The following is a 16,285-nucleotide window of genomic DNA, read 5'->3' on the forward strand; positions in this document are numbered from 1 at the left end:
CGGCCGGAGCTGTATACGGCCGGCAAGCTGACCGCCCCGGCCCGCCGGGTCAAGTGTTGAAAGCCGTCGCTCCGGCGCCAGTGGATGGGAAACCGCTGGCGCGGGCCCCCGGCAACCGGTATGACGGTCGGCATGGCGACGATCCAGGAAGCGATGGCTGCCGCGGTGGCGCATCATCAGGCGGGCCGGCTGAACGAGGCGGCGGCCATGTACCATGCCGTGCTGGACGCCATGCCCGGCCATGCCGACGCCGCCCATCTGCTGGGCGTGGTCCATCTGCAGTCGGGCCAGCCGGAGCGGGCGGTCCAGCTGATCCGCGGCGCCATCCAGCACAACCACCGGGTCGCCGACTATCACGACAATCTGGGCAGCGCGCTGAAGGCGCTCGGCCGGCTGGAGGAGGCGGTGGCCGCCCACCGGCAGGCGATCCGCCTGCGGCCGGACTTCGCCCAGGCGCTCTACAACATGGGCAACGCGCTGGAGGCGTTGGGAAGGCTGGAAGAGGCGGCGACCGCCTTCCGGCAGGCGGCGGCCCGGCGACCCGGCTATGCCCGCGCCCGTTTCAACCTGGGCAACGTGCTGGCGGCGCTGGGCCGCCGGGCCGATGCCGACGCCGCCTACCGCGCGGCCATCGCCGACGATTCCGGCTTCGTCGAGGCGCATGCCAACCGGGGCGGGCTGCTGCTGTCGCTGGGCCGGCCGCAGGAGGCGGCGACGGCGCTGGCCCGCGCGCTGGCGCTGCGCCCCGACCATGCGGCGGCGCTGGCCAACCTCGCGGCGGCCAAGCTGGCGCTGGGCGACCGCGACGGGGCGGAGCGGGCGGCCCGGCATGCCGTGGCGTCCCGGCCCGAGCTGTCCGACACGCTGCTGCGGCTGGGGGAGGTGCGCCAGCGCGCCGACCGGCTGGGGGCCGCGGCCGACGCCTATGCGGCGGCGCTGGCCTGGAACCCGGCGCTGGCGGAGGCGCATGCCAATCTGGCGCTGGTGCGGCAGGGCCAGGGGCTGCTCGACGCGGCGGAGGCCGGGAACCGGCGGGCGCTGGCGCTCGATCCCGGTCTGGCCGACGTGCGCTCCAACCTCGCCTATCTCCAGCTGTTCCGGCCGGGGGTGACGGCGGCGGCGGTGCTGGAGGCGCACCGGGACTGGGATAGGGTCCATGGCGCACCGCACCGCGGGCGCTGGGTCAAGCCCGGCCGCGGGGCCTCTGGGGCGGGGGCTGCTGCGGGAAAGGGACCGCTGACCGTCGCCATCCTGTCCGGCGACTTCCGCCGCCACCCCGCCGGCCTGTTCGCGCTGCGCACGGTGGAGGCGCTGCCGGAGCATGACGTCCGCCTGCTGCTCTACGCCAACCAGACGGAAGCCGACGACGTGACCGAACGCTTCCGCAAGGCGGCGACGCGCTGGACGCCGGTGGCCGGGCTGACCGATGCCGAGATCGCGACCCAGATCCGCCATGACCGGCCCGACGTGCTGATCGACCTCGCCGGACACAATGCCCGCGGCCGGCCCGGCGTGTTCGCGCGCAAGCCGGCGCCGGTGCAGGTCGCATGGTCCGGTTACATGGCGACGACCGGGCTGGCGGCGATGGATGCGCTGGTCGCTGACCGTCACCACGTGCCGGACGGCATGGAGGGCTTCTATGCGGAGCGGGTGCTGCGCATGCCCGACGCCTTCATCGCCTACGACCCGCCGGGCGGCGAGGATATCCTGCCGCTGACGCCGCCGCCCAGCCTGTCGGGCGGGCCGGTCAACTTCGGCAGCTTCAACATCCTGACCAAGCTGAACGACGGGGTGCTGGCCGCCTGGGCGGCGATCCTGGGGCGGATGCCGGGCTCGCGCCTGCTGATGAAGACCAAGGCGCTGTCCTGCCCCGCCACCGCGGCGCTGTGGCGCGACCGGCTGGCCGCCGCCGGCATCGAGCCGGACCGGGTGACGATGGTCGGCGCCAGCAGCAGCCTGGACCATATGCGCCGGTGCGCCTCGGTGGACGTGGCGCTCGACCCCTTCCCCTTCTCCGGCAGCACCACGACGCTGGAGACGCTGTGGATGGGCGTGCCGGTCGTCACCCTGCCGGGAGAGACCTTCTCCAGCCGCCATTCGCTGGCCTTCCTGACGGTGGCGGGGGTGGAGGGCTGCATCGCCACCGACCCGGCCGATTATGTGGAGCGTGCCGTCGCCCTGGCCTCCGACCCGCAGCGGCTGGCGGATCTGCGCCGCAGCCTGCGCGCCCGCATGGCCGGTGGACCGCTGTGCGACGGCGGAAAGCTGGCCGCCGCCCTGGCCGCGGAGTTGCGGGGGCTGACGGGTCGGGGCCGATAGCCAAGCCGGAACTATCCCGCCTGCCCGGACGTTGAGCGTGGATACCCCCTCCACGCCCACAGATGCGGGATTCCGGCGCATGCGTAGTTCCTCTCGGCTTGCCTTCATGCTTTCCGCCACGGTCGCGGTCCTGTCGCTCGCCGGCTGCGGCGATCAGGCGAGCCTGCCGGTGTCGGCCGGCACCGGCCCCAACCCGACCCTGCCGGAACCGACATCCTCGCTGATCCCGACGGTGAACATCGCCGACGCCGTCGGCTGGCCGCAGGGAGCGCAGCCGGCGGCGGCAGAGGGTTTGAGCGTCACCGCCTTCGCCACCGGGCTGGACCATCCGCGCTGGATGCTGGCTCTGCCCAACGGCGACGTGCTGGTGGCAGAGACCAACGCCCCGCCCAAGCCGGAGGACGGCAAGGGCATCAAGGGCTGGGTCATGGGGCTGGTGATGGACAAGGCCGGCGCCAAGACCCCCAGCGCCAACCGCATCACCCTGCTGCGCGACAGCGACGGCGACGGCAAGGCCGATGTCCGCGAACCTTTCCTGGAGGGGCTGAACTCCCCCTTCGGCATGGCGCTGGTCGGCGGCGACCTCTACATCGCCAACACCGACGCGGTGGTGAAGGTGCCCTACAAGCCGGGCAACACCCGCATCACCGCCCAGCCGGAGAAGATCGTCGATTTGCCGGGGGGGCCGATCAACCACCATTGGACCAAGAACATCGTCGCCAGCCGCGACGGCACCAAGCTGTATGCAACCACAGGTTCAAACAGCAATGTGGCCGAGAATGGGATGGAGGCGGAGGAAGGCCGCGCCGCCATCTGGGAGATCGACCTGAAGACGCGGTCGCACCGCATCTTCGCCTCCGGCCTGCGCAACCCCAACGGGCTGGACTGGGAGCCGACGAGCGGCGCCCTGTGGACCGCGGTCAACGAGCGCGACGAGATCGGCAGCGACCTTGTCCCCGACTACATGACTTCTGTTAAGGACGGCGGCTTCTACGGCTGGCCCTACAGCTATTACGGGCAGCATGTCGACCGGCGGGTGGAGCCGCAGCGCCCGGATCTGGTCGCCAAGGCGATCCCGCCCGACTATGCGCTGGGTCCGCACACCGCCTCGCTGGGGCTCGCCTTCTCGCGGGAGGGCGAACTGCCGCAATCGCTGCAGCAGGGCGTCTTCATCGGCCAGCACGGTTCATGGAACCGCGAGCCGCCCAGCGGCTACAAGGTGATCTTCGTGCCCTTCCGCGACGGCAAGCCGGCGGGCGAGCCGGTGGACGTGCTGACCGGCTTCCTCAACCAGGACGGCGAGGCGCAGGGCCGCCCGGTCGGCGTCATCCTGGACAACAAGGGCGCCCTGCTGGTCGCCGACGATGTCGGCAACGCCATCTGGCGCGTCAGCGGCAGCGGCGGCGCCCAGTCGGCGGAACGGCCGGAGCGGCCGGAGCAGCCGTCGCAGTAGCACCCCCTCCCCTTCCGCGGCGGATGGCGCGATACTGCGCCATGATCTATCTCGACCATCTGGCCTCGACGCCGCTCGACCCGCTGGTGCTGGAGGCGATGCTGCCCTGGATGCGGCAGGAGGCCGCCGGCAACCCGCATGCCGCCCATGCCGCCGGCTGGCGGGCCGCCGACGCCATCGAGCAGGCGCGGGCAGAGGTCGCCGCCCTGGTCGGCGCGCAGCCGGGCGAGGTGGCCTTCACCTCCGGCGCGACGGAGGCGAATACGCTGGCCCTGCTGGGCGGGGTGCCGCCGGGGGGTGGCTGCGTCGTCTCGGCGGTGGAGCATGCCAGCGTGCTCGGCTGCCTGCCGGAGCTGCGGCGGCGCGGCCATCCGGTCGTCATGCTGCCGGTGGACGGGGCCGGGCGGGTCGATCCGGCCGGGCTGGAACGGGCACTGGCGGAACTGCCCGGAGCGGCGCTGGTATCGGTGATGGCCGCGAACAACGAGGTGGGGACGGTCCAGCCGCTGGCGGAGCTGTCGGCGGTCGCCGCCCGCCATGGCGCGCCGATGCACAGCGATGCGGTGCAGGCGCTGAGTACACGCATGCTCGACATGGCAGCGCTGGGACTGCACGGGCTGAGCCTGTCGGGGCACAAGCTGTATGGGCCGATGGGGATCGGGGCGCTGATCGTACGCCGGCCTTTCCGGCCGGTTCCGGCCTCGGCCGGCGGCGGGCAACAGCGCGGGATGCGGGGCGGCACCCTGCCGACGCCGCTCTGCGTCGGGCTGGGTGCCGCCTGCCGGCTGGCGCGGGAGCGACGGGAGGAGGATGCGCGCCGGATCGCGGAGTTGCGCGACCGGCTGTGGCGGCAGCTGCGCGAGCGCTTGCCGGGCATCCGCCGGAACGGCGCCGCAGAGGGCGGAGAGGGGCTGGCCGGCTGCCTGAACGTCACCATTCCCGGCATCGACGCCGCCGACCGGCTGCTGGATCTGCCGGATCTGGCGGTCGCCACCGGCTCCGCCTGCCACAGCGGAGCGGGGGAGCCGTCGCATGTCCTGCTGGCGCTGGGCCTGTCCGCCGCCGATGCCCATGCCAGCCTGCGCTTTGGGCTCGGCCGCGGCACCACCGTGGCGGAGGTCGACGCGGCGGCCGAGCGGCTGGTGGGCCTGTTGACGGACTGAGCGGGTCAGAACCGCAGCCGGGCGCCCAGCCTTACCACCGCGCCCATGCTTTCCGGGCCACTGTCGAAATTGGTGTCGGCCATCACCTGCCAGCGCGGCGTGATTCGATAGGTCAGGTCGGCAAGATAGCGTTCGTTGGCCACCGCCCCCTCCGACGCCGACCGGCGCACGCGGAAGGACAGCGTCATGTCGCCCCGGCCATAGGCCAGCCCGGCATTCAGGCTGCGGAAGGCCACGCCGTCCGCCTCCTCCTGCTGGCGCAGGTCGCCGTCGAAGGTCACGCTCTGCCAGGTGAACTGGCTGCCGACGATCCAGGATTGGCGCGGCAGGCGGCGGCTGTCTCGGCGCACCCGCGCCCGGCTGGTGCCGGCGGTCAGCCGGGCATTGATCCCGCCGATTTGCAGGGTCTTGCGCAGCGCCGCCTCCACCAGATGCAGCGCCTCGCGCGGGTCGGGCAGGTCGGCGTTGCCGCGCGGCAGCGGCGTGTAGCTGGCGCCAAGCTCGAACCCGCGCAGCGGCGGGGTGTAGTAGGTCAGCTTGGCCGTGCGGCTTCCGGCCCCTGCCGTGGCCGGCATCGCCGTGGTTCCCACCAGGCGGTTGCGGGCGCCATCGGCCTGCCCGATCTCCAGCGCGCCCCAGGAGACATCGACCTGCAAAAAATGACGCCGATCCGCAACACTACCCTTTTGGTAGAGAATCTCAGCAGATGCCTCGCCGGTCGAAAAAATCGCCACTGCCGCCAGAACTGGCATGGAAATTCGTCGTTGCATGGGCAAGACCTGTGCTGGTTGGCCGGGGGTCGACTGTCCATTTCGTCGATGCGGCCCTGTGTATCCTTTCGTGTTTGAGACATGTTCGCCTAAAATTCCGACAAAACTGTGACCGGGACTTTGTTTGCTGGGGCGCAGAGATGCGGACGGATTCGCGGAATGCGCGAGATCGCAAAACCCAGGATAGCGTATTTGAAAGAATGGACTGGGATGGCGGCCGATCTTTCACCGACCGGCCGCGCTCCAGCTTCAGGCCACGGCCTTCACCGTCACCCCTGCCTGTTCCAGCGCCCGGCGGACGGCGGCGGCCATGGCGACGGCGGTGGGGGTGTCGCCGTGGACGCAGATGGTATCGGCAACGATGGGCAGGCGCGTGCCATGGCGGCTTTCCACGGCACCGTCGAGCACCATCCGAACCACGCGTGCGGCGGCCAGATCCGGGTCGTGGATCACCGATCCCGAAACGGTCCGCGGGGTCAGGGTGCCGTCATCCTCATAGGTGCGGTCGGCGAAGGCCTCGCGGGCAACCCGCAAGCCGGCGTCCTGGCCGGCGCGGTCCATGGCGCTCAAGGGCGGAACGACGAACAGCAGGGCGGGGTCCACCGCCTTGACGGCACGGGCGATGGCGTCGGCCAGATCCGGCTCGACCGCCGCCATGTTGTAGAGGGCGCCGTGCGGCTTCACATGGGTCACACGCTGGCCCGACAGGGCGGCGCAGGCCTGGAGCGCGCCGACCTGATAAGCGACCAGCCGCTCCACCTCCGTGGCGGTGATGCCACGGATGACGCGACGGCCGAAGCCGGAGCGGTCCTCGAAACCAGGATGGGCGCCGATGCGCACGCCCTTCTCACCGGCCAGCCGGGCGGTGTCGGCCATGATGGTGGGATCGCCGGCATGGAAGCCGCAGGCGATGTTGGCCGAGGTCACGATGTCGAGCATCGCGCGGTCGTCACCCATCGCCCAGGCGCCATAGCCCTCGCCCATGTCGCAGTTCAGATCGATGCTCGGCATGGCGTCTCCCGCAAGTCGGTCGTCCAGGACTTAAGATGCGGGGAGGATACAGCGTTCCGGGCCGGCAGGGCAGAGGAAGCAGCCGGCCGGAATGACGTTGCTTCAGTCCTCCTGGTCGTCCAGCGATGCCAGTTCGGCTTCCACGGCGATCAGCCGCTCGCGCAGCCGCTGGCGTTCGGCCTCCAGCACCTCGCGGCGGCTGACGTGATCGATGGCCTTGCTGCGCAGGTCGCGCTTGAAGCGGACGATCTCCGGCCGGGTGACGTCGGGACGGATCAGGTTGCGCTGGTCGGCCAGCCGGAGCTGTTCGCTGGTCAGGGTGGCGAGCTGGTAGACCGTGGCGTAGCTGGGCGGCAGCTTGGAACCTGGAAGGCGTCCGCTGTCCACCGCCTCCGCCACCATGCGCAGCTGGTAGGCGACCTGATAGCCGAAGGGCAGCTCATTCTCGACCATCGCCTGGAACTCGCCATGGGGCAGGCGCATGCGGGCCTGGACCAGATAGCGGCCGATCAGCAGGAACTTCTCCTGGGCGCTGCGCCACAGGGTGGAGATCTCCTGCACGAATTCCTCACGGTGGACGAGATCGACGGTCGCCTCCGCCATGCGCTCGATCCGCTCATCCACCGCGATGTGGCGGCGGGCCTGCGCCTTGGAAACCTGCTTGAACCCGCTCATTGCGCCAGCTCCAGTTCGTGACGGACGAAGGCCCAGACGCCGGCGACATGCTCGGCCCCCTTGCCGCCCTTCAGCTCCAAAAGGCCGATGCCGCGGCTGGCGGTGAACTGGATGTCCTCGTAGTCCGGCACCTCGACCGGACAGATCCGGCCGTCGCCCAGCAGCTTGCGCTGCGCCTCGGTGAAACCGCGTGTGCGCGGCTTGACGCGGTTCATCACGAAGGCCGCGTTCTTGCCATAGCGGCGGACGAAGCGCATCCAGGGCCGGACGGAGTCGAGGTCGTCGTCGCTCTGCCCGGTCGGCACCACGATCAGGTCGGAGGACAGGGCCAGCAGCTTGAACTCCTCCGGATGGTCCTCGATCGACGGCGGGGTGTCGATCACCAGCAGGTCGTAGCCGTCGATGCCGTCCAGGGCGGCGCGGATGTCGCCGGGTGTCATGCCCGCTTCGAAATGGGTGATGGTCGCCATTCCGTCCGGACGCTTGGCGAACCATTTGGTCAGGCTGCGCTGGGGGTCGAGATCGAGCGTCGCGACCGTGCAGCCGTCGAGCGCCGCCGCCACCGCGATGTTGCGGCTGAGCGTCGTCTTGCCGATTCCGCCCTTCGGGCCATTGACCAGCAAGCGCTTCACCGGTCCGTGCCCCGTGTCGTTGGTCATCTCATGTCCCTTTTCGCCATCGGCTGTGGCCCCCTTTTAGCAAAGCGCGGACGTGGCGCAAATCTAAGACATGTCTTAGCTTCGCAACCCCGGTGCAGGGTGTCGCAACGGCCACAGGCCAGTGTATCATAAGACTGAAGTTCGGTTATCATCGCATGCGGCGCAGGGTCGAGGCCAGCACAGGCCGCACCGCTGTACCTCCACCGGTTTCGGCGGTTCGCTCGCCGGCGATGGCGATGGCGCGCAGGCGTTCGGCCAAAGCCCGTTCGGCGGCACAGGCCTCCTCGCACAGGGCACGGATCTCGGCGATGCTGGGCCGCCATTTGCGGGTGCGGCGCCAGACCCTGGCCGCCTGATCGATTGCCCAGGACGGGAACTCTCCCAGATCGTCAGCCCAGTCCATCGCGAGCAATTGCTCCACCTCGGGCGTCGTGGCCTTGGCCGGGAAATGGCTCAGCAGTGCCAGCACCCGGCCCAGCAGATGGTTGGCCGGCGCAGGCGCGAGGATGGCTTGGTCGATCTCAGCAAGGGCGCGGCGGGCAAGAGCGGCATGGCGCGGAGTCACTCCGGCCGGCGGCGTCCAATCCTCCACCACGTCGGCGAAGCCGTCATCGGTGAAGCGGCTGTGACGGCCGACTTGCCCGCGGTCGAGCAGTTGCCGCAAGGGGTCGGGCAGAGCCTCGCGCAGCATCCGGCTGCGCAGGGCCGGCGCCATGGCCGGGTCGAAGGGAAGCGGCAGGCTGGGCGATGAGGCCGGCGAGGCGGGGAACGGGTGAAGGTTGCTCATGCGCCCACTCCCCAAGGGTTGGTGGCGCCAGCGGCGGTACCGGCCTGACCGTTCAACCGGGCGGCGACGCTGGCCCAGGCCGACAGGCGTTGTTCGGCATCCGCGGCCTGTCGGTTGGCAGGACGGTTGGCTTTGGAATGGCCGGTCCGGGTGCGGTTTGCCCCGCCCTCCGGATTGCGGGAGGGTTCCGCGGGCTGTTGCGCCATACGGGCCATGTCCTGCAGCAACCAGGACCGCCACGCGGCGGCGATGTCGCGGTAGCGGTAGCCATGGGCGCGGCATTGCTGGACGAAGCGCTCGGCATGGCGGTCGAGATCGACGGCGGGAAAGCGGGCCGCCGCCCATTGGCGATCCGCGGCGGATGGGGTCCAGTCTTCGCCGACCTGTTCGGCAACAGGGTGCGCCGCGGCCGGTTTTCCGCCGATTGCCTGCCTTCCGCCCGCCCGCCGGTGGGGCGTGTCCGGAATCTGTTCAGGTTCAGGCTGTTCGTGACTCGCCGCTGGACAGGGGGAGTCCGTCGATGAGTCAGCGGGGCTGTCCACCGCTGCACCCTCCCCGACGCTGCCGGTCACGGTCAGCGCCAGCCGGTAACGGCAGCTGAGACGGCCGCCGCTGGCCGACCGGCGGTGTTCGATGGTCACCAGCCCCAGCGCTTCCAGGCGGCCCAGGATGCGGTTGACGGTCGGCCGGCTGCGTTTCAGCTTTCCCGCCAGCGTCGCTTGCGAGGGCCAGCAGACGCCCATGTCATCGGCATAGGTGCTGAGAGCGGCCAGCACGGCGAGGCCGTCGGCATCGAGATCGGGGTGATCCAGCCACCAGGCCGGAATCCGGCCCCAGCGGTTGGGGTTTGCGCTATGGTCGGTCATCTGTGGCGATACTCCTCCGTGCCGGCGGCCGGACGGGCTGCGGTGGCGGGTGGATGGCATGATTGGCAGGGAGGATTCGAAGCGGTCCGCGGCAGAGTCGAATCGCGGGCTCGCACTCCATAGAGCAGCAGCCCGCGGATGGTCAGCGATAGCCCGCGACCGTGAAGCCCCGGCCCGCGACCATGGAGCCATAGCCCGCGATGCCAGCCCGAATCGGAATCCTGGCGCTTCAGGCCGCGGATATGGAGCCCTTGCCCGCGATTGCCGGGCCGGTTCCCGTCTGTCTTCGGAGCGATTTCAGGCTTCTCCCCGGCGGTGCCTGGAGCGATAGCCCGCGTTTCCCCGCCGGCCGGGATGACCGGGAGAGATGGGGCGGTCCGGAGACGGCGCCGAGGGTGGTGTTCCGCGGTCATGGAGCGGTAGCCCGCGGTTCTCCCCTGCCGTGCCGCGGCCGATTCTCTCCGATTCTTCAGGGAGTCGCGGTTCGGTGCCTTGGGAAGCCGGGGCAAAGGCGGCAATCGCGGGCTATGGCTCCATGGTCGCGGGCCGTTGCTCCATCACCGCGGGCTGTCGCACCATGTGCGCGGGCTGTTGCTCCACCCCGGAGGCGGTAATTTCCTTCGGTTCTGTTGCGCCGGGGGGCTCCGCGCGCCATGGTTACTCCCGACCTTCGGAGACGTTCATGACCAAGATGGCCCCGACCAGCGCCGCGCAGCTCATCCTGTTCGAGCTGGAAGACCGTTCGCAATCGCACCTGATCGCGCTCTACGATCTGGCGCCGCGGTTCGTGTTCGTCTCCCGCGACAACGACAAGGAAAAGGTGGCGAAGGACAAGGGCGAGCTGGTCACCAAGGACAGTTTCATCAAGTCGGTGCGGCGCGAGTTCGCCTTCCGCGGCCGCAACTATCGCCTGACCGTCCAGCCCGCCCGTATCGACCGGCTGAGCACCGCGAAGAAGGACGACCGCGCCCCCGGCAGCGGCCCGGATCTGGTGGAAGTCGAGATCTTCCCGTCGGAGCGCGAGCAGGTGGTGGAGCAGGTGGTGCGCCGCCTCGCCATGGACCGCTCGCGCCTGTCGCTGACCGGCGAGAACCGCGACAAGGTGCAGATGCGCTTCAGCCTGTACGAGATCCAGCGGGAATTGCGGGCGGTCAACCACACTCTGTCGATCCAGGACATCCGCGAATCCCTGACCATCCTGGCGCGGTCGCGCATCATCATCTCCACCGGCGGCAGCGCGGAGCCGGGGAAGAAGAGCCGCGGACAGAATTTGCTGGAATCCACCGCCTTCCCGGTGCTGGCCATCCGCTCCCGCCCCGATCTGGTCGATGAGGATGGCGGGGTCGAGGAGACCTATCTGGAATTCAACCCGCTGGTCTCCGCCGCCATCCGCGACCTGGAGTTCAAGCCGGTTTCCTACGCCTGGCTGATGAAGCTGAAGTCGCCGGTGTCGCGCTGGCTCTACAACCGCCTGTCCATCGAATACGACACCGCCGACGACGATGCGAAGCCGGTGTCGATCAGCGCCGACGAAATCATCAAGAACAGCGGCATGAACGAGTGGTCGCGCCGCCGCGACACGCTCCGCGTGGTGACCTCCGCCGTCGACGCGCTGGTGGACGAGGGGATCCTCGACGTCGCCGACAAGGAATACACCAAGGTCGGCAAGCGCATCGACGCCATCGATTATGTGCTGACGCCGTCGCAGAAGTTCCTGGATCAGGTCCGCCGCGGCCGCCGCGTGCAGACCACCAACATCGACCTGCTGAAGCAGATCGTCGGCAACGCCATGCGTCCGGACGGCTTCGTGCCGCTGAAGGCCGGCGAGGCGGCGGAGGTGCGCAACAAGCGCGCCAAGCGTCTGGCCGACCCGTCCAGGACCGAACAGGCCTCCCTGCCGCTGCCGAAGAAATAACGGATCAGCGCGGCAGGAGTCGCCGAGCCAGCAGCGTGATGGCGGTGCCCAGCAAGGCGCCGGCCAGCACGTCCGACGCCCAATGGCGGTGCCGGACCACCCGCCCGCCGGCAAGCGCCGCCGCGGTTCCATAGATCAACAGGCTTTGTGCCGGCGACCGGCTGACCGCGGCCAGGGCGGTCGCTGCTGCGAAGGCACTGGCGGCATGGCCCGAGGGCAGCGAGCGAGCGCTGATCCGCCAACCCGGCTTGCGCCGCGGGGCGCATTCGTCGGGACGGCGGCGCTTGACATAACGCTTGATCGAGCGACTGGCGGTCGCCGTTGCCACCAGACCGGCAACACCGACGCTGCCGGCGCGGCGCAGATCCGCCTGTCCGGTCAGCAGGCCGACGATGCCGGCTATGGCGAAGCCGGGGATCAGCACATGGCGCTTTATGGCGTAATGGCCCGCGGTTGCCAGCGCCCGGCTGACCGGGCCGGGATCGCAGGTGACGATGTCGTGGACCTGGGCATCCAGCGTATCGACCGCGGTCAAGGCGGGTTGGAGGATGGTGGGGGCGGCGCGCCCGCCATAGCCGAAGCCGCCACCCGGATTCTCGATGCCGCGCTGGTCGGTGATGTTGCTGTGGGTGATGTCGCTGTCGGTCGCATCGCTCAAGGCCGGTCCCCTGCATTCTCAGGGCAACCGCATTTGAACGTCGCTTGCCGACAAAGCCCCTCTCCCCTTGCGGGAGAGGGGTTGGGGTGAGGGGTCGCAAGCCATCGATTTCCACGGCCTACGGCCGCCGCACCCCTCATCCCAACCCTTCTCCCGCAAGGGGAGAAGGGCATCCGAAATGGACCTTTGTCGCTCGAACCTCAAACGCGATAGCCGTTTCTGCATTCTGCGCCCCAGCATGGGCGCCGCAGGGGAACGCGGGGCGTGCGGGGGCGGTTCCGCGCCCCCGCTGAAGGTCAGCCCTGCGCCGGCCGCCAGCCGGTGAAGGCGTCAAGCAGTGCCGCCAGCACCCGCTGCAGCTTTTCAGCCCGGTCCGGGCGGTAGGCGAAGGGCGGCGCTTCCTCGTCCATGTAGCGGTCCTGCGCCAGCTCCATCTGGATGGCGTGGATGCCATCGGCCGGCTGGCCGTAGGCGCGGGTGATGTGGCCGCCGACGAAGCGGCCGTTGGTGACGCAGCTCATGCCCTCCGCCGCCGCGGCACTCTCCATCGCCGCGGCGACGCGGGCGGCGAGCTGCGGGTCGGCGCTGGTGCCGCGGGCGGTGCCGAGGTTCAGGTCGGGCAGTCGTCCGTCGAACAGGCGCGGCACATGGCTGCGGATCGAATGGGCGTCATAGAGCAGGGCGAAACCGTGCCGCGCCTTCACCCGCGCCAGCTCCGCAGCAAGCGCATCGTGGTAGGGACGCCAGTAGGTCTCCACCCGCTGCGCCACCTCCGCCGCGTCGGGCGCCTGTCCATCGCGGTAGAGCGGCGTGCCGTCGAACAGGATGTCGGGGCACAGGCCGGTGGTCGCCTGTCCGGGATAGAGGCTCTCGCCGGTCGAGGAGCGGTTGAGGTCGACGACGTAGCGGGAATAGCGGGCGCTGAGCATCGTCGCCCCCAGGCCGGTCGCGAAGCCGTACAGGCGCGGGATGTGCCAGTCGGTGTCGCGCAGGGTCAGCGCCTCGTCGGTCAGGCGGTCGGCCAGACCGGGGGAGAGGGCGGTGCCGCAATGGGGCATGCTTATGACCAGCGGCCCGTCGCCTCTCACCAGATCGAATGTGGGGGCGGTCATTGTGCCGTCTCCAGGGATACCGGCATCAGATGGTCGAGCGCGCCGTTGCGCACCAGGGCGCCGATGGCGGCCAGATCCGGGGCGAAGTAGCGGTCGACCTCGTAACGCGGCACCTCGGCGCGGATGGTGGCGATCGCCTGCTCCAGCCGGTCGGTGGTCTTCAGCGGGCGATGGAACTCCAGCCCCTGAATCGCGGCCAAAAGCTCTATGCCGACGATGTCGGCAACATTGCCGGCGATGTCGCCCAGGCGGCGCGCCGCGAAGGTCGCCATGCTGACATGGTCCTCCTGGTTGGCGGAGGTCGGCAGGCTGTCAACGCTGGCGGGGTGGGCAAGCGTCTTGTTCTCCGACGCCAGGGCGGCGGCGGTGACATGGGCGATCATGAAGCCGGAATTCAGGCCGGGCTCCGCGACCAGGAAGGGCGGCAGGCCGCTGATGGTGGTGTCGATCAGCATGGCGATGCGACGCTCGGCCAAGGCACCGATCTCCGAGGCGGCGATGGCGAGCTGGTCGGCGGCCATCGCCACCGGCTCCGCATGGAAGTTGCCGCCGGACAGCACCTCGTCGGTGTCGACCAGAACCAGCGGGTTGTCGGTGACGCCGTTGGCCTCGATCACCAGCGTGCGGGCGGCCTGCCGCATCTGATCCAGAACGGCGCCCATCACCTGCGGCTGGCAGCGCAGGCTGTAGGGATCCTGCACCCGGTGGCAGTCGGGCCCCTGGTGGCTGGCGTTCAGTTCGCTGCCGGCCAGCACCTCGCGGAAGGCTGCGGCGACGGCGATCTGGCCGGGCTGGCCGCGCAGGGCGCTGATGCGGGCATCGAAGGGGCGGTGGCTGCCCATGACGGCCTCGACCGACAGGGAGCCGGCGACCAGCGCCGCCTTGAAGGTGCGCTCGATCTCGAACAGGCCGGCGAGCGCCAGACCGGTCGAGACCTGGGTGCCGTTGATCAGCGCCAGACCTTCCTTTGCCTTCAGGTCGAACACCGGCAGGCCAGCGATGCGCAGCCCCTCTTCCGCCGGCAGCGTCTCGCCCTTCACCCGGACATGGCCGATGCCGAGCAGCACGCCGCACAGATGGGCCAGCGGCGCCAGATCGCCCGACGCGCCGACGGAGCCCTTGCCCGGCACCACCGGCAGCACGTCGGCCTGATAGAGCTTGAGCAGGGCATCGACCAGCGCCGGTCGCACGCCCGACGCGCCGACCGCAAGGCTGACCGCCTTGATCACCAGGATCAGCCGGACGACGCCATCGGCCAGCGGGGCGCCGACGCCGGTGGCGTGCGACAGGATCAGGTTGCGCTGGAGCGTCTCCAGATCCGAGGCGGCGATGTGGGTGTGGGCCAGCTTGCCGAAACCGGTGTTGACGCCGTAGACTGCCTCGTCGCCGCCGGCGATCCGGTCGATCAGGGCGCGCGAGCGCTCCATCCGCGGATAGGCCGCCGGGTCGAGCGTCAGGGCCGGACGGCCGCGATAGATGCTGCGCAGCGTGTCGAGCGACAGCGCGCCCGGAACCAGAGTGATGCTCTCGCTCATCCCAGAAGTCTCCCAAGGGTTTTCTTGAAGCGGTCGGCGATCTCCTCCTCGCGCGGGTGACGGCGGTCGCGGACGATTGCGCGTCCGGCGATCAGCACATCGCGCACGAGGGGAGCGTTGCCGGCGAAGATCCAGCCGTCCAGCAGCGCATCGCCCTTTCGCGCGGCCAGCAGCGGGTGGTCGGTGTCGAGCACGACGAGGTCGGCGCGGAGACCGGCGGCGATGCGTCCGGCCTCGAATCCGGTCGCCTGCGCGCCGCCGGCCTGGGCGTCCTCCACCAGCCGCCGGGCGGTGGAGCGGCGGGGGCCGCCGGCCAGCACGGTGCGCCGGCCGCTGGTCAGCCGCGAGCCATATTCCAGCCAGCGCAGATCCTCCACCGGACTGACGGAGATGTGGCTGTCGGAGCCAATGCCCCAGCGCCCGCCCTGGCCCATGAAGGATTCGGCAGCGAAGAAGCCGTCGCCGAGGTTGGCCTCGGTCGTCGGGCACAGGCCGGCGACGGCACCGCTGGCGGCGACGCCCGTCACCTCGGCCTCGGTCATATGGGTGGCGTGGATCAGGCACCAGCGGCCATCGACCGGCTGGGTCTCCAGCAGATGTTCCACCGGGCGGCGGCCATGGTGGGCGAGGCAGTCCTCCACCTCCCGGCGCTGCTCGGCGATGTGGATGTGGATCGGGCCATGCGGGTGGGCGGCGACGGTTTCCGTCAGCAAGGCATCCGGGACGGCGCGCAGGGAATGCGGGGCGATGCCGAGGCGCACGTCGGAGGATTTGCCATAGGCGTTGTGCAGGGCCGCGGTCAGCCGGGCGAACCCTGCCCCGTCATGGATGAAGCGGCGCTGTCCGGCGGTCGGCGGCGTACCGCCGAAGCCCGAAGCGTTGTAGAGCACCGGCAGCAGCGTGATCGGCAGCCCGGCGGTCCGCGCGGCGGCGACGGCGCGGTGGCTCATCTCCGCCGGGTCGGCGTAGGCGCGCCCGTCGCGGTCATGGTGCAGGTAATGGAATTCGGCGATGGCGGTGAAGCCGGCCTTCAGCGTCTCCACATAGAGCTGGGCGGCGACCGCCTCGAAATCCTCCGGCCCCATGCGGTCGAGCGCGCGATACATCACCTCGCGCCAGCTCCAGAAGCTGTCCGATCCCTCGCCGGAGGACTCCCCCATGCCGGCGATGGCGCGCTGGTGGGCGTGGGAATGCAAATTGGCGATGCCGGCGACCGCCGCCCCGGCGAAACGCTCCGCATCGGTGGGGCAGGCGGTATTGGGCGTCGCCGAGACGATCCGGCCGCGCTCGTCCACCGTGACCAGCACATTCTCCGCCCAGCCGTCCGGCAGCAGCGCCGAGGCAAAAAACAGGTTGCTCATG

Annotated in this window: 14 protein-coding genes; 4 read left to right on the forward strand and 10 right to left on the reverse strand. The window is 70.2% G+C overall.

The window, feature by feature from the left end:
* Nucleotides 1-132: 132 nt before the first annotated feature.
* The 3 genes from AZOLI_RS23500 to AZOLI_RS23510 all read left to right on the forward strand — a co-directional run bounded on the left by AZOLI_RS23500 (nt 133) and on the right by AZOLI_RS23510 (nt 4,935).
* Entirely contained in the window at nt 133-2,319 is a 2,187-nt protein-coding gene (locus AZOLI_RS23500) for an O-linked N-acetylglucosamine transferase family protein (RefSeq protein WP_162488392.1), read from the forward strand.
* A 106-nt stretch (nt 2,320-2,425) separates the two neighbouring features.
* Nucleotides 2,426-3,772: a PQQ-dependent sugar dehydrogenase gene (locus AZOLI_RS23505; RefSeq protein WP_014249694.1), complete on the forward strand. Its 1,347-nt coding sequence runs from the start codon at nt 2,426-2,428 to the stop codon at nt 3,770-3,772.
* Nucleotides 3,773-3,813: 41 nt separating this feature from the next.
* Nucleotides 3,814-4,935: a cysteine desulfurase family protein gene (locus AZOLI_RS23510; RefSeq protein ID WP_014249695.1), complete on the forward strand. Its 1,122-nt coding sequence runs from the start codon at nt 3,814-3,816 to the stop codon at nt 4,933-4,935.
* Nucleotides 4,936-4,940: 5 nt separating this feature from the next.
* Here the strand turns inward: AZOLI_RS23510 and AZOLI_RS23515 are convergent, their stop codons facing one another.
* The 6 genes from AZOLI_RS23515 to AZOLI_RS23540 form a co-directional block, all read right to left on the reverse strand.
* Nucleotides 4,941-5,705, reverse strand: a complete 765-nt coding sequence (locus AZOLI_RS23515) for a porin (protein WP_343206324.1) — start codon at nt 5,703-5,705, stop codon at nt 4,941-4,943.
* A gap of 249 nt (nt 5,706-5,954) precedes the next feature.
* Complete coding sequence (locus AZOLI_RS23520; RefSeq protein ID WP_014249697.1) at nt 5,955-6,716, reverse strand: LamB/YcsF family protein; 762 nt, start codon at nt 6,714-6,716, stop codon at nt 5,955-5,957.
* Nucleotides 6,717-6,818: 102 nt separating this feature from the next.
* Nucleotides 6,819-7,391 (reverse strand): hypothetical protein, encoded by a 573-nt coding sequence (locus AZOLI_RS23525; RefSeq protein ID WP_014249698.1) that lies wholly within the window; start codon nt 7,389-7,391, stop codon nt 6,819-6,821.
* A complete protein-coding gene (locus AZOLI_RS23530) occupies nt 7,388-8,050 on the reverse strand; it encodes a ParA family protein (RefSeq protein ID WP_014249699.1) in 663 nt (220 codons plus the stop codon). The genes AZOLI_RS23525 and AZOLI_RS23530 overlap by 4 nt, the downstream gene beginning before the upstream one ends.
* 148 nt (nt 8,051-8,198) lie before the next feature.
* The gene (locus tag AZOLI_RS23535; RefSeq protein WP_014249700.1) at nt 8,199-8,837 is read right to left on the reverse strand and encodes a hypothetical protein; all 639 of its coding nucleotides are present in this window, start codon (nt 8,835-8,837) and stop codon (nt 8,199-8,201) included.
* Nucleotides 8,834-9,703 carry a helix-turn-helix domain-containing protein gene (locus tag AZOLI_RS23540; protein WP_014249701.1) on the reverse strand — a complete coding sequence of 290 codons (870 nt, stop codon included), beginning with the start codon at nt 9,701-9,703 and terminating at the stop codon, nt 8,834-8,836. The genes AZOLI_RS23535 and AZOLI_RS23540 overlap by 4 nt, the downstream gene beginning before the upstream one ends.
* Before the next feature lie 682 nt (nt 9,704-10,385).
* Between AZOLI_RS23540 and AZOLI_RS23545 the strand changes: the two genes are divergently transcribed.
* Nucleotides 10,386-11,618, forward strand: a complete 1,233-nt coding sequence (locus AZOLI_RS23545) for a hypothetical protein (RefSeq protein WP_014249703.1) — start codon at nt 10,386-10,388, stop codon at nt 11,616-11,618.
* 4 nt (nt 11,619-11,622) lie between these two features.
* Here AZOLI_RS23545 and AZOLI_RS23550 read toward each other — a convergent pair whose 3' ends face one another.
* From AZOLI_RS23550 to AZOLI_RS23565, 4 genes are all read right to left on the reverse strand, one after another.
* A complete protein-coding gene (locus AZOLI_RS23550; protein WP_014249704.1) occupies nt 11,623-12,276 on the reverse strand; it encodes a phosphatase PAP2 family protein in 654 nt (217 codons plus the stop codon).
* Nucleotides 12,277-12,572: 296 nt separating this feature from the next.
* Nucleotides 12,573-13,388 carry an N-formylglutamate deformylase gene (hutG, locus tag AZOLI_RS23555; protein WP_014249705.1) on the reverse strand — a complete coding sequence of 272 codons (816 nt, stop codon included), beginning with the start codon at nt 13,386-13,388 and terminating at the stop codon, nt 12,573-12,575.
* The gene (gene hutH, locus AZOLI_RS23560; RefSeq protein ID WP_014249706.1) at nt 13,385-14,923 is read right to left on the reverse strand and encodes a histidine ammonia-lyase; all 1,539 of its coding nucleotides are present in this window, start codon (nt 14,921-14,923) and stop codon (nt 13,385-13,387) included. Before hutH ends, hutG begins: the two co-directional genes overlap by 4 nt.
* Nucleotides 14,920-16,284, reverse strand: a complete 1,365-nt coding sequence (locus AZOLI_RS23565) for a formimidoylglutamate deiminase (RefSeq protein WP_014249707.1) — start codon at nt 16,282-16,284, stop codon at nt 14,920-14,922. The genes hutH and AZOLI_RS23565 overlap by 4 nt, the downstream gene beginning before the upstream one ends.
* Between the last annotated feature and the right edge of the window lies 1 nt (nt 16,285).

The sequence above is a fragment of the Azospirillum lipoferum 4B genome (genome assembly GCF_000283655.1).
Lineage (GTDB): Bacteria > Pseudomonadota > Alphaproteobacteria > Azospirillales > Azospirillaceae > Azospirillum > Azospirillum lipoferum_C.

Bases quoted from the DNA above. Each gene is read 5' to 3' on its own strand.
- AZOLI_RS23510 (WP_014249695.1), top strand. From the start codon at position 3,814: ATGATCTATCTCGACCATCTGGCCTCGACGCCGCTCGACCCGCTGGTG.
- AZOLI_RS23530 (WP_014249699.1), bottom strand. From the start codon at position 8,050: ATGACCAACGACACGGGGCACGGACCGGTGAAGCGCTTGCTGGTCAAT.
- AZOLI_RS23505 (WP_014249694.1), top strand. From the start codon at position 2,426: ATGCTTTCCGCCACGGTCGCGGTCCTGTCGCTCGCCGGCTGCGGCGAT.
- AZOLI_RS23515 (WP_343206324.1), bottom strand. From the start codon at position 5,705: ATGCAACGACGAATTTCCATGCCAGTTCTGGCGGCAGTGGCGATTTTT.
- AZOLI_RS23565 (WP_014249707.1), bottom strand. From the start codon at position 16,284: ATGAGCAACCTGTTTTTTGCCTCGGCGCTGCTGCCGGACGGCTGGGCG.
- AZOLI_RS23540 (WP_014249701.1), bottom strand. From the start codon at position 9,703: ATGACCGACCATAGCGCAAACCCCAACCGCTGGGGCCGGATTCCGGCC.
- AZOLI_RS23535 (WP_014249700.1), bottom strand. From the start codon at position 8,837: ATGAGCAACCTTCACCCGTTCCCCGCCTCGCCGGCCTCATCGCCCAGC.
- AZOLI_RS23545 (WP_014249703.1), top strand. From the start codon at position 10,386: ATGACCAAGATGGCCCCGACCAGCGCCGCGCAGCTCATCCTGTTCGAG.
- AZOLI_RS23520 (WP_014249697.1), bottom strand. From the start codon at position 6,716: ATGCCGAGCATCGATCTGAACTGCGACATGGGCGAGGGCTATGGCGCC.
- hutH (WP_014249706.1), bottom strand. From the start codon at position 14,923: ATGAGCGAGAGCATCACTCTGGTTCCGGGCGCGCTGTCGCTCGACACG.
- AZOLI_RS23500 (WP_162488392.1), top strand. From the start codon at position 133: ATGGCGACGATCCAGGAAGCGATGGCTGCCGCGGTGGCGCATCATCAG.
- hutG (WP_014249705.1), bottom strand. From the start codon at position 13,388: ATGACCGCCCCCACATTCGATCTGGTGAGAGGCGACGGGCCGCTGGTC.
- AZOLI_RS23525 (WP_014249698.1), bottom strand. From the start codon at position 7,391: ATGAGCGGGTTCAAGCAGGTTTCCAAGGCGCAGGCCCGCCGCCACATC.